Origin of the sequence: Kitasatospora sp. NPDC058444, from assembly GCF_042721415.1 — a bacterium.
Classification (GTDB): Bacteria; Actinomycetota; Actinomycetes; order Streptomycetales; family Streptomycetaceae; genus Kitasatospora.
Genome location: NZ_JBHXLL010000005.1, coordinates 60,947 through 76,924, shown reverse-complemented (window position 1 = coordinate 76,924; position 15,978 = coordinate 60,947). Strand labels below are relative to the sequence as shown.

Annotated in this window: 2 protein-coding genes; one reads left to right on the top strand and one right to left on the bottom strand. The window is 76.0% G+C overall.

The genetic code is table 11. From position 1 onward, the window contains the following. Window positions 1–87: 87 nt before the first annotated feature. Window positions 88–14,532: a type I polyketide synthase gene (locus ACFWP2_RS08005; protein ID WP_380449596.1), complete on the top strand. Its 14,445-nt coding sequence runs from the start codon at window positions 88–90 to the stop codon at window positions 14,530–14,532. Window positions 14,533–14,686: 154 nt separating this feature from the next. Here ACFWP2_RS08005 and ACFWP2_RS08000 read toward each other — a convergent pair whose 3' ends face one another. Beyond that, window positions 14,687–15,910, bottom strand: a complete 1,224-nt coding sequence (locus ACFWP2_RS08000; protein WP_380449410.1) for a cytochrome P450 — start codon at window positions 15,908–15,910, stop codon at window positions 14,687–14,689. Window positions 15,911–15,978 lie beyond the last annotated feature (68 nt).

Here is a 15,978-nt window from a genome sequence, read left to right as displayed (position 1 = left end):
CAATCTTGGAAGGCGGCAAGTTCGATGGCAGATGATGCGAGGCCGATGGCGGATGACGCGCAGCGGCTCCGCGACTACCTGACCCGGGTGGTCGCCGAACTGCAACACACCCGCCGGCGGGTCCGGGACTTGGAGTCCGCGGCGGGCGAGCCGATCGCCATCGTCGGGATGAGCTGCCGGTACCCGGGCGACGTGCGCTCCCCGGACGACCTGTGGCGGATGGTCAGCACCGGTCGGGACCCGATCGGTCCACTGCCCGCGAACCGCGGCTGGGACCTCTCGCTGGCCGACGAGCCGTCCTGGGCGGGCGGCTTCGTCGAGGACGCCGGGGAGTTCGACGCGGACCTGTTCGGGATCTCGCCGCGCGAGGCGCTGGCCATGGACCCGCAGCAGCGGCTGCTGCTGGAGACCTCCTGGAAGGCCTTCGAGGACGCCGGCATCGACCCGCTGTCGCTGCGGGGCTCCAGCACCGGCGTCTTCGTCGGCGTCACCTCGGTCAGCTACGGCCCCGGGATGGACCTGCCGGAGGACGTGGCCGGCCACCTGATGACCGGCACCGCCTCCAGCATCGCCTCCGGCCGGGTGTCGTACACCTTCGGCCTGGAGGGCCCGGCGGTCACCGTGGACACCGCCTGCTCCTCCTCCCTGGTCGCGCTGCACCTGGCCGTCCAGTCGCTGCGCGAGGGCGGCTGCGACCTCGCGCTGGTCGGCGGCGTCACGGTGATGACCACCCCGATGCAGATCGTCGAGTTCGGCCGCCAGGGCGGTCTGGCCTCGGACGGCCGCTGCAAGGCGTTCTCCGACGAGGCCGACGGCGCCGGCTGGTCCGAGGGCATCGGTCTGCTGCTGGTCGAGCGGCTCAGCGACGCCCGGCGGCGCGGGCACCAGGTGCTCGCGGTGGTCCGCGGCAGCGCGATCAACCAGGACGGCGCCTCCAACGGCCTCACCGCGCCGAACGGTCCGGCGCAGGAGCGGGTGATCCGGCGGGCGCTGGCCAACGCCCGGCTGAGCGTCGAGGACGTGGACGCCGTGGAGGGCCACGGCACCGGCACCCGGCTCGGCGACCCGATCGAGGCCCGGGCGCTGCTGGCGACCTACGGGCGCGGGCGCTCCGCCGAACGCCCGCTCTGGCTCGGCTCGATCAAGTCCAACATCGGCCACACCCAGTCCGCCGCCGGGGTGGCCGGCGTGATCAAGATGGTCATGGCGATGCGGGACGGCACCCTGCCGCCCACGCTGCACGCCGAGCGGCCCTCCAGCCAGGTCGACTGGTCGCCCGGCACCGTCCGGCTGCTGACCGAGACCCGGCCGTGGCCCCTCGCCGACCGGCCCCGCCGCTCGGCGGTCTCCTCGTTCGGGATGAGCGGCACCAACGCCCACGTCATCCTGGAGCAGGCCCCCGCACCCGAGCCCGCCGAAGCCGCCGAGCCCACCGCCGGGCCCGGCGCCGAGCCCACCGCCGAGCCGGCGCTCACCGCCGGCCCGCTGCCGTGGCCGCTGGCCGCGAAGACGGCGGACGGGCTGCGCGGCCAGGCCGTGCGGCTGCGCGACGTGATGACCGCGGACGACGCCCCCCGGCCGGTGGACGTCGCCCGCTCCCTGCTGACCCGGGCCGCGCTGCCCAGCCGCGCCGTCGTGCTCGGCGCCGAGCGCGCCGAACTGCTGGCCGGGCTGGAGGCGCTGGCCGACGGCGCGTCCGCGGCCAACCTGGTGCGCGGCGAGGCCGCCGACGGCACCGGGGTGGTCTTCGTCTTCCCCGGACAGGGCAGCCAGTGGGCCGGGATGGCCCGTGAACTCCGGGACGCCTCACCGGCGTTCCGGCGGCGGCTGGAGGAGTGCGGGGCGGCGCTGGCGCCGTACGTGGACTGGTCGCTGACCGAAGTGCTGCGCGAGGGCGCGGAGTTGGACCGGGTGGATGTCGTCCAGCCGGTGCTCTGGGCGGTCATGGTGTCGCTGGCCGAGGCCTGGCGCTCGGTCGGCGTCCGCCCCGCCGCGGTCGTCGGCCACTCCCAGGGCGAGATCGCGGCGGCCTGCGTCGCCGGCGGCCTGACCCTGGCGGACGGCGCCCGCGTCGTGGCGCTGCGCAGCCGGGCGATCACCGCCCTCGCCGGCCGCGGCGGCATGGTCTCGCTGCCCGTCGGCCGGGACCAGGCCGCCGAGCTGATCGCCCCCTGGGGCGACGGGCTCTGCGTGGCGGCGGAGAACGGCCCCGCCTCCACCGTGGTCTCCGGCGAGGCCGGCCCGGTCGAGGAACTGCTGGCGCTCTGCGAGGCCCGGGAGGTGCGCGCCCGCCGCATCCCGGTGGACTACGCCTCGCACTCCCCGCAGGTCGAGGAACTGCGCGAGCGCATCCTCGCCGACCTCGCGCCGATCACCCCCGGCTCCTCCGGCATCGCCTTCTACTCCACCGTCACCGGCGCGCCGATCGACACCGCGCGGATGGACGCCGCCTACTGGTACGAGAACCTGCGCTCCCCGGTGCGCTTCGAGACCGCCGTCCGGGCCCTGCTGGCCGACGGCCGCTCGGTGTTCGTGGAGAGCAGCCCGCACCCGGTGCTCACCGTCGGCATCCAGGACACCGCGGACCGGGCGGACACCCGGGTGACGGTCACCGGCACGCTGCGCCGCGAGGACGGCGGCCCGGACCGCCTCCTGTCCGGCGCCGCCGAGCTGTGGACCGCCGGGGTCGCCGTCGACTGGTCGTCGGCCTTCGCCGGCGGCACGCGCACCGCGCTGCCCACGTACGCCTTCCAGCGCCGCCGGTACTGGCCCGACCCGCTGCCCGCCCCGACGGGGGCGACCGGGGGCGGCGACCTCGCCGAGAGCGGCTTCTGGGACGCCGTCGAGCGCGGCGACACCGGGGAACTGGCCGCCACCCTGCGGCTCGACGAGGCACCCGGCGTCCTGGACGCGGTGCTGCCCGCGCTGGCCGGCTGGCACCGCGGCCGCCGCCGGGGCGCGACCGTCGACTCCTGGCGCTACCGGGTCACCTGGACCCCCGTACCGGACCTGCCCGCGCACCCCCGGCTGGGCGGCCGCAGGCTGCTCGTCCTCCCGGAGGGCGGGGACGGCGGCGAGGTCGCCGCGCTGCTGCGCTCGGCCGGCGCCGAGGTGGTCGAGCTGACCGTCGCCGCCGGTGCCGACCGCACGGAGCTCGCCGGGCGGCTGCGCGCGGTCGGCCCCGTCGCCGGTGTGGTGGCGCTGCCGACGGGCGCCGAGGACGCACCGCAGGCCCCGGCCGGGCTCTTCGCGACCGTCACCCTGCTCCAGGCCCTCGGCGACGCCGACCTCGACGCGCCCCTGTGGGCGCTCACCGGCGGCGCGGTGTCGATCGGCCGGGCGGACCCGCTGCGCAGCCCCGTCCAGGCGCTGTCCTGGGGCCTGGGCCGGGTCGCCGCGCTGGAGTACCCGCGCCGCTGGGGCGGCCTGATCGACCTTCCGGCCGTCCTGGACGCCCGGGCCGGCGCCCGGCTGGTGGCGCTGCTCGGCGGCGCCGCCGGGGACGAGGACCAGCTCGCCGTGCGCGGCTCCGGGGTGTTCGCCCGCCGCCTGGTGCGCGCCCCGCGCCCGGCCGGGACGACGCTGGAGCTGCCCGGTTCGGTGCTGGTCACCGGCGGCACCGGCGCGCTCGGCGCGGTCGTCGCCCGCTGGCTGGCCGGCCGCGGCGTGCCGCACCTGACCCTGCTCGGCCGGCGCGGCGCGGCGGCGCCGGGCGTGGCGGACCTCGTCGCGGAGCTGACCGAGCTGGGCACCCGGGTGACCGTGGCCGCCTGCGACGTGACCGACCGGGAGTCGCTGGCCGACGCGCTGGCGCGGATCCCGGCGGAGTTCCCGCTGGTCGGCGTGGTGCACGCGGCCGGCGTCGGCCAGGCCATGATGCTGGACCGCACCGGCCCGGCGGAGCTGGCCGAGGTGCTCGGCGGCAAGGTCGCCGGGGCACTGCACCTGGACGAGCTGACCCGGGGCCTGGACCTGCGGATGTTCGTCACCTTCGGCTCCGGCGCCGGGATCTGGGGCAGCGGCGGCCAGGCGGCCTACGCGGCCGCGAACGCCTACCTGGACGCGCTGGTCGCCCGCCGCCGGGCCGACGGCCTGCCCGGGACCTCGGTCTCCTGGGGCGCCTGGGGCGAGGTGGGCATGGTGTCGACCGACGCCGTGCGCGACCACCTGCGCGAGCGCGGCATGGTGCCGATGGACCCGGATCTGGCGATCGAGGCGCTGGCCGGGGCGGTCGACGCGGGCGAGGACTGCCTGACCGTCGCCGACATCGACTGGCCGCGCTTCGTCGACACCTTCACCGCCACCCGGGTCAGCCCGCTGCTGGCCGACCTCCCCGAGGCGCGGACGGCCGACGAGGCGCCGGCCGGCGACGAGCGGCGCCCGGATCTCGGCCGCCGGCTCGCCCCGCTGCCCGAGGCGCAGCGCCGGCAGATCCTGCTGGACCTGGTCCGCGCCGAGGTCGCCGCGGTGCTCAAGCACCCCGACGTCCGAACCGTCGAGGCCGCGCGGACCTTCAAGGACCTGGGCTTCGAATCGCTCACCGCGGTCGAGCTGCGCAACCGGCTGAACCGGGAGACCGGCCTGCGGCTGCCCGCGACCATGGTGTTCGACCATCCGACGCCGACCGCCCTGGTGGCCTACCTGGAAAGGGAGTTGGACCTCGGGGCCACGGCGGGACCGGCCGGCGCCGAGCCGGCGGCGGTCCCGGTCGGCCTGGACGAGCCGATCGCGATCGTCGGCATGGGCTGCCGCTTCCCCGGCGGGGTCCGCTCGCCCGAGGACCTGTGGACCCTGGTCGCCGACGGCGCCGACGCGCTGTCCTCCTTCCCCGTCGACCGCGGCTGGCCGGACCGGGTGCCGGGCGTGGACACCGCCGTCGGCGGCTTCGTGGACGACGCCACCGAGTTCGACGCCGGACTGTTCGGCATCTCGCCGCGCGAGGCGCTGGCGATGGACCCGCAGCAGCGGCTGCTCCTGGAGGCCTCCTGGGAGGCCTTCGAGTCCGCCGGCATCGACCCGCACGAGGTGCGCGGCAGCCGGACGGGCGTCTTCGCGGGCGCCTCCTCCTCGGGCTACGGCCACGGCCAGCTGCTCGACGGGGTCGAGGGGCACGTGCTGTCAGGCACCGCCAACAGCGTGATCTCGGGCCGGGTCTCGTACGTGTTCGGTCTTGAGGGCCCGGCCGTCACGGTGGACACGGCCTGCTCCTCCTCGCTGGTGGCGCTGCACCTCGCGGTGCAGGCGCTGCGGGTGGGCGAGTGCGGCATGGCGCTGGCCGGCGGCGTCGCCGTGATGGTGAACGCCGGCGCGTTCGGCGAGTTCAACCGGCAGGGCGGGCTGGCCTCGGACGGCCGCTGCAAGGCCTTCGCGGCCGGCGCGGACGGTACGGGCTGGGGCGAGGGCGTCGGCGTGCTGGTGCTGGAGCGGCTCTCCGACGCGCAGCGCAACGGGCACCAGGTGCTGGCCGTGGTGCGGGGGAGCGCGGTCAACCAGGACGGTGCGTCCAACGGTCTGACGGCTCCGAACGGTCCCTCGCAGGAGCGGGTGATCCGGCAGGCCCTGGCCAACTCGGGGCTGGCGGTCTCGGACGTGGACGCCGTCGAGGCGCACGGCACGGGCACCCGGCTGGGTGACCCGATCGAGGCGCAGGCGCTGCTCGCGACCTACGGCCGGGACCGGGCCGGTGAGCCGCTCTGGCTGGGCTCGGTGAAGTCCAACCTGGGGCACACCCAGGCCGCGGCCGGTGTCGCGGGTGTGATCAAGATGGTGCAGGCGCTGCGGAACGGCGTACTGCCGGCCACCCTGCACGTGGACGAGCCGACGCCGCAGGTGGACTGGTCGGCGGGCGCGGTGGAACTGCTCACCGAGGCCCGGCCGTGGTCGCCGGGCGAACGCCCGCGCCGGGCGGGCGTGTCCGCCTTCGGGATCAGCGGTACCAACGCCCACGTCCTGCTGGAGCAGGCGCCGCCCGTCGAGGAGACGGCGCCGCTGGAGGAGGCCGCCGGGCCGCTGCCGTGGGTGGTGTCGGCGCAGAGTGCCGGTGCGTTGAAGGCCCAGGCGGCGCGGCTGGCCGAGGAGTTGGAGACCGGCGCCCGTCCGCAGGACGTGGCGTGGTCGCTGGCGACCGGGCGGGCCGGGCTGGCGCACCGGGCGGTGGTGCTCGGTGACGGCCGGGCGGCGCTGCTGGAGGGCCTGGGCGCACTGGCGGCGGGCGAGCCGTCGGCCCGGGTGGTCTCGGGCGTCACGGCCGAGGGCCGGACGGCCTTCCTGTTCACCGGTCAGGGCGCGCAGCGGGCGGGCATGGGTGCCGGGCTGTACGAGGCGTTCCCGGTGTTCGCCGAGGCCTTCGACGCGGTGTGCGCGGAGTTCGACCTGCTGCTGGACCGTCCGGTGAAGGATGTGGTGTTCGAGGGCGCCGAGGATCTGGACCGTACGGTCTGGGCGCAGGCCGGGCTGTTCGCGGTCGAGGTGGCGCTGTTCCGGCTGCTGGAGTCCTGGGGCGTGGTTCCGGACGTGCTGCTCGGGCACTCGATCGGTGAGGTGGCGGCGGCGCATGTCGCCGGGGTGTTCTCGCTGGCCGATGCCTGCGCCCTGGTGGCGGCGCGCGGCCGGCTGATGGACGCGCTGCCCGAGGGCGGGGCGATGCTGGCGGTGCAGGCCGGTGAGGCCGAGATCCGCGAGGCGGTCGGCGACCGGCTGGATGTCGCGGCCGTCAACGGGCCCGCCTCCGTGGTGGTTTCGGGGCCGGCCGCCGTGGTGGAGGAGTACGCGGCGCGCTGGTCGGCCGAGGGCCGCAAGACCCGTCGCCTGACCGTCTCGCACGCCTTCCACTCGGCCCTGATGGAGCCGATTCTCGCCGAATTCGCCTCCGTCCTGGAGGAGTTGACCTTCGCTGAGCCGCGTATCCCGATCGTTTCGACGCTGACCGGTTCGCCCGCCGAGCCGGGCCTGCTGACCACGCCGGACTACTGGGTGCGCCAGGTGCGCGAGGCCGTCCGGTTCGCCGACGGCGTCGAGGCCCTGTGCGGCCAGGGTGTGACCCGCTTCCTGGAGGTCGGCCCGGACGGCGTCCTGACCGCTCTCGCCGCCCGGTTGGTGCCCGACGCCGTCGGTGTGCCGCTGCTGCGCAAGGGCCGGGACGAACACGGGACCGCCCTGGCGGCCCTGGCCGGGCTCTGGACGGCGGGTGCCGGGATCGACTGGTCCGTCGTGCTGCCCGCCGGCCGTCGCGTCGCCCTGCCGACGTACGCCTTCCAGCGCGAGCGCTACTGGCCCCGGTCCATCGACCTGGGGAGCCTCGTGGCCGACCCGGCCGAGGCCCGGTTCTGGCAGGCGGTCGAGAACCAGGACCTGGACGGGCTGGCCGAGGCGCTGGAGATCGGCCGGGCGCCCGAGGAGTTGGAGTCCGTCCTGCCGGTGCTGTCCTCCTGGCGGCAGCGCCGCCAGGTCGACTCGGTGGTGGACTCCTGGCGCTACGAGGTGGTCTGGAAGCCGCTGACCGGTCTCACGGAGACCCGCCTGTCGGGTCGCTGGCTGCTGGTGACGGCCGAGGGGGCACCCGCGGAGGCCGTCGAAGCGGCGCTGCGGGCCGCCGGCGCGGACGTCCTGCCGGTGGCCGGCGAGGGTCTCGGCCGGAAGGAACTGGCCGACCGCGTCCGCGAGTCGGCCGCCGATGGCGAGCCGGTGAACGTGCTCTCCCTGCTCACCGCGGCCGAGGGGCCGCAGGGCCCCGGCTCGTGGGTGCCCGCCGGCGTGGCCGGGACGCTGAGGTTGGTCCAGGCGCTGGGCGACGCGGGCGTGCGGGCCAGGCTGTGGTCGGCGACCGTCGGTGCGGTGTCGGTGGGCCGGGCGGACCGGTCGGTGTGCCCGTGGCAGGCGCAGGTCTGGGGTCTGGGCCGGGTGGCGGCGCTGGAACTGCCGGATCTGTGGGGCGGGTTGGTCGATCTTCCGCCGGTGGTGGACGAGCGGGCAGGGCGTCGGCTGGTGGCGGTGCTCGGTGGTGCCGAGGACCAGGTCGCGGTGCGTTCCTCGGGCGTCTACGGACGCAGGTTGGTGCGGGCCGCGCAGCGGGCCGGCCGGAGCGGCGCCTGGACGCCGTCCGGGACGGTGCTGGTGACCGGTGGTCTGGGCGCGCTGGGCGCGGAGGTGGCCCGTTGGCTGGCCGGGCGCGGGGTGCCGCACCTGGTGCTGACCGGCCGTCGCGGCGATCGGACGCCGGGTGCCGCCGAGCTGGTGGCGGAGCTGACGGCGCTGGGTGCCCGGGTGACGGTCGCCGCCTGTGACGTGGCGGACCGCGATGCGGTCGCCGCCGTCCTGGCCGCGGTGCCCGCCGGGCTGCCGCTCACGGGCGTGGTGCACACCGCGGGCGTGGTGGACGACGGCGTGCTGGACGGCGAGACTCTCGAGCGGTTCGAGCCGGTCTTCGCCGGCAAGGTCGGCGGCGCCGATCTGCTGGACGAGCTGACGGCCGGTCTGGAGCTCGATCTGTTCGTGGTCTTCTCCTCGATCGCGGCGACCTGGGGCAGTGGCGGCCAGGGGGCCTACGCGGCGGCCAACGCCCACCTGGACGCCCTGGTGCAGCGGCGCCGTGCGCGCGGTCTGAAGGGCACCTCGATGGCCTGGGGCCCGTGGGCCGGCGAGGGCATGGCCGCCCAGGGCGATGCCGCCGAGCAGCTGCGCCGCCGCGGCCTGGCCGTGATGGACCCGGAGCTGGCGGTGTCCGCGCTGGCGCGGGCGGTGGACGCGGACGAGGTCTGCGTGACCGTCGCGGACGTGGACTGGCAGCTGTTCGCACCGGCCTTCACGGCCGTGCGCACCAGCCGGCTGCTGGCGGAGCTGCCGGAGGCCGTCGGCGCGCAGGCGCCGGTGGTTGAGGGCGTGGAGCGGTCCTCGGACTTCCGGGAGCGGCTGGCCGAGACCGCGGCCGGGCGCCGGGAGCGGATGCTGGTGGACCTGGTCCGCACCGGTGCCGCCGCCGTCCTCGGGCACGCCTCGATGGAGGCCGTGGACGCCGGTCAGGCGTTCCGCGACGTCGGCTTCGACTCGCTGACGGCGGTGGCCCTGCGCAACCTGCTGGTGAAGGAGACCGGGCTCTCCCTGTCGGCCACGCTGGTGTTCGACTATCCGACCCCGGTGGTGCTGGCACGGCACCTGGCCGAGGAACTGCTGGAGGCGGTGCCCGAGACGGCGGCCGCGGAGCAGGCCGGTGCGGCGGTGGTCGTCGCGGACGATCCCGTCGTGATCGTGGGCATGAGCGCCCGCTACCCGGGCGGGGTGCGCTCGGCGGCCGAGCTGTGGGAGCTGGTCGCCGCCGGAACCGACGGGGTCACCGGCTTCCCGACCGACCGCGGCTGGCCGCTCGAAGCGGTCGGCGCCGCGGCGGCGCGCGGTGGCTTCGTGGACAGCGTCACGGAGTTCGACGCCGGGCTGTTCGCGATCTCCCCGCGCGAGGCGCTGGCGATGGACCCGCAGCAGCGGATCCTGCTGGAGGCCTCCTGGGAGGCGTTCGAGGACGCGGGGATCGACCCGCGCTCGGTGCGCGGCCGGCAGATCGGCGTCTTCGTCGGTGCCTCCAGCTCCGGCTACGGTTCCGCCGGCGGCCTGGAGGAGGTCCAGGGCCATGTGCTGGCCGGGACGGCGAACAGCGTGATCTCCGGCCGGGTGGCGTACGCCTTCGGCCTGGAGGGCCCGGCCGTCACCGTGGACACGGCCTGCTCCTCCTCGCTGGTGGCCCTGCACTGGGCCGCGCAGGCCCTGCGCGAGGGCGACTGCGGGCTCGCCCTGGCCGGCGGTGTCACCGTGCTGGCCACCCCCGGGGTGTTCGGCGAGTTCGACCGGCAGGGCGGCCTGGCCGCCGACGGCCGCTGCAAGGCCTTCGCGGCCGGCGCGGACGGTACGGGCTGGGGCGAGGGCGTCGGCCTGCTGGTGCTGGAGCGGCTCTCGGACGCGCGCCGCAACGGGCACGAGGTGCTCGCGGTGGTCCGGGGCAGCGCCGTCAACCAGGACGGTGCCTCCAACGGGCTGACCGCCCCGAACGGGCCGGCCCAGCAGCGGGTGATCCGGCAGGCCCTGGCGAGCGCCGGGCTGTCGGCCGCCGACATCGACGCCGTCGAGGCGCACGGCACCGGGACGAAGCTGGGGGACCCGATCGAGGCCCAGGCCCTGCTGGCCACCTACGGCCGGGAGCGGGCGGGCGAGCCGCTGTGGCTGGGCTCGGTGAAGTCCAACATCGGGCACACCCAGGCCGCCGCCGGTGTCGCGGGCATCATCAAGATGGTGCAGGCGATGCGCCACGGCGTGCTCCCGGCGACGCTCCACGTGGCCGAGCCCACCGCCGAGGTGGACTGGTCGGCCGGCGCGGTGGAACTGCTCACCGAGCCGCGCCCCTGGCCCGAGCTGGACCGGCCGCGCCGCGCGGGCGTCTCCTCCTTCGGCATCAGCGGCACCAACGCCCATGTGATCATCGAACGCCCCGAGCCCGAGCCCGAGTCGGCACCGGCGGCGGAGGGCTTCGGGCCCGTGCCCTGGGCGCTCTCCGCCCGGACCGCCGAGGGACTGCGCGGTCAGGCCGAACGGCTGCGCGACTTCGTGCGGGCGGACGGGACGGCGGACCTCCGGGACGTCGGCCGCGCCCTGGCCACCACCCGCGCCGCGCTGGAGCACCGGGCGGTCGTCGTCGGCGCCGACCGGGAGGAGCTGCTGCGCGCCCTGACCGCCGTCGTCGACGGCGAGCCGAGCGGGGCGGTGGTCTCCGGGACCGCGGGCGACGGCCGGGTGGCGTTCCTGTTCACCGGCCAGGGCTCGCAGCGGGCCGGGATGGGGCGCGATCTCCACGCGCGCCACCCGGTGTTCGCCGAGGCCTTCGACGCGGTGTGCGCGGAGTTCGACCTCTTGCTGGACCGGTCGGTGAAGGACGTCCTCTTCGAGGGCGCCGAGGATCCGGACCGTACGGTCTGGGCGCAGGCCGGGCTGTTCGCCGTCGAGGTGGCGCTGTTCCGGCTGCTGGAGTCCTGGGGCGTGGTCCCCGAGGTGCTGCTCGGGCACTCGATCGGTGAGATCGCGGCGGCGCACGTCGCCGGGGTGTTCTCGCTGCCGGACGCGTGTGCCCTGGTGGCGGCGCGCGGCCGGCTGATGGACGCCCTGCCCGAGGGCGGCGCGATGCTCGCGGTGCAGGCCACCGAGGCCGAGGTGCGGGCGGAGATCGGCGAGCGGCTGGACGTCGCCGCCGTCAACGGGCCTGCCTCGGTGGTGGTTTCGGGTTCCGCCGAGGCCATCGAGGAGTTCGCGGCGCGCTGGTCGGCCGAGGGCCGCAAGACCAGCCGGCTGACCGTCTCGCACGCCTTCCACTCGGCCCTGATGGAGCCGATGCTCGCCGAATTCACCTCCGTCCTGAAGGAGTTGACCTTCTCCGAGCCGCGCGTCCCGGTCGTCTCCAACCTGACCGGGGAGATCGCCGAGCCCGGACTGCTCTCCACCCCGGACTACTGGGTGCGCCAGGTCCGCGAGGCCGTCCGCTTCGCCGACGGCGTCGAGGCCCTGCACCGCCAGGGCCTGACCCGGTTCGTCGAACTGGGCCCGGACGGCGTGCTGTCCGCGCTGGTGGCCCGGATCGTGCCGGACGCCGTCGGCGTGCCGCTGCTGCGCGAGGGACGGGACCACGTGCCGTCCGCCGTCGGGCGGCTCTGGGCGGCCGGCGTGCCGGTGGACTGGGCGGCCGTGCTGCCCGGCGTCCGCCGGGTGGGCCTGCCGACCTACGCCTTCCAGCGGGACCGCTACTGGCCGGAGCCGGTGGCGGCGGCGCGGCCCGTCGACCCGGCGGAGGAACGGTTCTGGGAGGCGGTCGAGCGCGAGGACCTCGGCGAGCTGGCCGAGACCCTGGACACCCGCCCGGAGGCCGTCGAGACGGCCCTGACGGCGCTGTCCTCGTGGCGCCGCCGCAGGCGGCAGGACGCCCGCACCGACGCCTGGCGCTACCGGGTGCTCTGGCAGCCGGCCGCCTCGCCGTCGGGCCGGGCCGCGCTGGACGGGACCTGGCTGGTCGTCGCCCCGGAGGGCGAGGAGCTGGCGGCCCAGGCGGAGAGCAGCCTGGTCGCCGCCGGGGCCCGGACCCTGCGGCTGCCCGTCGGCGGCGACGCGACCGATGCGGCCGGCGGCACGGACCGCGCGGTGCTGGCCGCCCGGCTCCGGGCCGCGCTGGAGGAAACCGGGACGGTCGCGGGCGTGCTCGCGGTGCCCGGCGACCGGGTCGCCGAGCTGGCGACGCTCGCCCAGGCCCTGGACGACACCGGCCTGACCGCCCCGCTGTGGGCGGTCACCTGCGGCGCGGTGTCGACCGGCCCGGCGGACCCGCCGGCCGACCCGGCCCAGGCCACCGTCTGGGGCCTCAGCCGAGGCCTCGACCTGGCCGGCCCGGACTGCTGGGGCGGGATCGTCGACCTGCCGGTGCGCCGGGACGCCGCCGCCTGGGAGCGCTTCGCGCAGGCGCTGGCCGGGCCGGAGCAGGAGGCCGCCGTCCGCGACGGGCGGGTCCTCGTCCGCCGACTGGTCCCGGCCCCGGCCGGGGCCGAGGCGGGACAGGTGCGGTGGCCGGCCTCCGGCACCGTGCTGGTCACCGGCGGCACCGGCGCGCTCGGCGGGCGGGTCGCCCGCTGGCTGGCCGGCCGGGGCGTGCCGCGCCTGCTGCTGGTCGGCCGGCGCGGTGGGGGCGCGCCCGGCGTCGCCGAACTGCTCGCCGAGCTGCGGGCGGCCGGAACCGAGGCGACGGTGGCCGCCTGCGACGTCGCCGACCGGGCGGCGCTCGCCGGGCTGCTCGCCGCCGTCCCCGCCGAGCACCCGCTCACCGCGGTGGTGCACGCGGCCGGGATCGGCGACGACACCGCGGCGGACGCGCTCACCCCGCGGCGGATCGCCGAGGTGCTGCGGCCCACCGTGGACGGCGCCCGGAACCTGCACGAGCTGACCTCGGGCCTGGACCTGAGCGCCTTCGTGCTGTTCTCCTCGGTGGCCGGCGTCTGGGGTGCCGCCCAGCCCGCCAGGGCGGCGGCCAACGCCTACCTGGACGCGCTGGCCGAGTCCCGCCGGGCCGCCGGCCTGGCGGCCACCTCGATCGCCTGGGGGCCGTGGGCCGCCGACAGCGGGCTGACCGCCGGCGCCGCCGACCTGCTGGCCCGTACCGGACTGCGGGCGCTGGCCCCGGACGCGGCCCTCGACCTGCTCGCCCGGCTGCCCTGGGAGGCCTGCCTCACCGTCGCCGACGTCGACTGGGAGCGCTTCGCCGCCTCGTACACGCTCAGCCGGCCGCGCCGGCTGCTGGACGGGGTCCCGGCGGCACGGCGCACCGGTGGCGCGGCCGACGAGCCCGTCCGGGCCGACGCGGCGGCGCTGCGCGAGCGGCTCGCCGGGCTGCCGGAGGAGGAGCGGCACCGGACCGTGCTCGACCTGGTCCGGGTCCACGCCGCCACCGTGCTCGGGCACGACGGCGCCGGGGCGATCGCCGCGGAGCGGCCGTTCCTGGAACTGGGCGTCAACTCGCTCAGCGCGATCGAGCTGCGCGACCGGCTGCGGACGGCCGTCGGGGTGCCGCTGGAGAGCACCGTGGTGTTCGACAGCGGGACCGCCGCGGAGCTCGCCCGGCGGGTCCTGGAGGCCCTCGGCGGGGCCGGCGCCGCCGCCGAGCCCCGGGAGCAGACCGGGATCCTGCGCACCCTGTACGCCGAGTCGATGCGGCAGAACAAGCTCCACAAGTACATGGAGTTCCTGTCCGACGCGGCCTCCTACCGGCCGCAGTTCGAGTCGCCCGAGGAGGTCTCCGAGCCGCCCGCACCGGTCTTCCTGGCGCGCGGGCCGAAGCGGCCGAGGGTGGTCTGCCACACCGGCATGTCGGCGCTCGGCGGCGTCCACGAGTTCGCCCGCTTCGCCGCCTCCTTCAACGGCAGCCACGACGTGATCGCGCTGCCGCTGCCCGGCTACCGGGACGGGGAGCAGCTGCCCGCCACCCTGGAGGCCTCGCTGGACTGGCAGGCCAGGGCCCTGGTGGAGGTCGCCGGGGACGCGCCGTTCGTGCTCCTCGGGCACTCCGGCGGCGGGCTGCTCGCCCACGCGCTGACCCGCCGACTGGAGGCGCTGGGCGTGCCGGTGGCCGGTGTGGTCCTGGTGGACACCTATCCGATGGACCGTCCGATGCACCAGGAGTGGCTGTCGGAACTGACCGAGGGCACCTTCGGGCGCGAGGAGCTGGCCGTGCCGATGACCGACACCCGGCTCACCGCCCAGGCCTGGTACGGCCGGATGTACCTCGGGTTCCGGGCCGAGGAGGTCGCCGCCGCCACCCTGGTGGTCCGGGCCTCCGAGCCGATCGGCGAGTGGACCCGGGAGGACGACTGGCGCGCCACCTGGGACCGTCCGCACCGTACCGTGGACGTCCCCGGCAACCACTTCACGGTGATGATGGAACACGGCGCCACGACCGCCGCGGCCGTCCGGGAGTGGCTGGACACCCTGGTCGGGCCCGGTGCGCGGGCCGCCGCCGACTGACCGCACGGAGAGCCGGGTGGCCGCGCGGAAGACCGGGCGGCCACCCGGAAGCGGGGCGACGGCACGGAGAGCCGGGTGACCGCCCGGAGGAACGGAGAACCGCCCGGGAGCGTCTCGTACGCTCCCGGGCGGTTCCGTTTCCCCGGCCGGCGGCTCAGGCGCGGTGGGCGACCTTGAGCGGCAGGCGCTTGAGGCCCAGCACGAAGTTGAACCGGGTGTGCCACTCCAGCTCCGTGGAGGCCAGCTCGATCCTCCCGTACCGCCGCAGCAGCTCGGTGATGGTCAGGCAGACCTCGGTGCGGCCGAGCATCGCGGCGATGCAGTAGTGCGGTCCGGAGCCGAAGGCGAGCGACTTCACGCCTTCGCGGCGCAGGTCCAGGCGGTCCGGGTCGGGGAACCTCGCCGGATCGCGGTGGGCGGCGCCGAGGACCGCCAGGACGACGTCGCCGGCCGGGATGCGCTGCCCGGACAGGACGAGGTCGTCGGTCAGGTGCCGCATGATGACCTGCACGGTGGAGTTGTAGCGGGCCAGCTCCTCGAAGCAGTCGCCCATCATCTCCGGGTGGGCGCGCAGCAGTTCCAGCTGGTCGGGGTTGGTCAGCAGGGCGTGCATGCTGTTGCCGATGACGTTGATCGTGGTCTCGTGCCCGGCGTTGAACAGCAGCAGCACCTGGGCGATCACGTCCTCGTCGCTGAGCCCCTCGCCGTCCTCGTCCTTGGCCATCAGCATGGTCAGCACGTCGTCGCGGGGCTCGGCCCGGCGCAGCTCCATCTGGTGCCGGATGTAGGCGCTGAACTCCGGCTCGGCCTGGTTCATCGCGTCCCGCATCCGCGGGGTGATCAGCGGGTCGATGATGTTGGCGATCGCGTTCGTCCACTTCAGGCACTTGTCCGCGTCCTCGATCGGAATGCCCAGCAGACCGCAGATCACCGCGACCGGGACGGGCGCGGCGAGCTGTTCGATCAGGTCGACCTCGCCCTCGCCCATCTCGTCGATCAGCCGGTTGACGATGCGCAGGATCTCCGGTTCGAGGCGCTGCACGGCGCGCGGCGTCACCGCCCTGGCGATGATCCGGCGCAGCTTGCGGTGCTCCTCGCCGTGCTTCACCAGCATCCAGCGGCTCAGGCTGCGCATCGCCGGGCTGTCGGGACCGCCGCGCTGCTCCGCGAACGCCGGGTCCGTGGTGACGCTGGAGGACGCCTGCGGGGACCGCAGGAAGGCGTCCACGTCGTCGTAGCGGCTGAGCGTCCAGAATCCGTACGGCGAATGGTGAATGGGCTCGGTCTCGCGCAGCCGCCGATAGTAGGCGTATCTGTTCCTATGGAGCTGCGGATCGTTGAGGTCGAAGAGAACCCTGGTCCTTTGCCGCTCCACCATGACCCGGCCAATCATCGCGAGGAAATTTTTCCCCAGAATCCGGCGGGTGGTGATGAGGGGTCAACCCC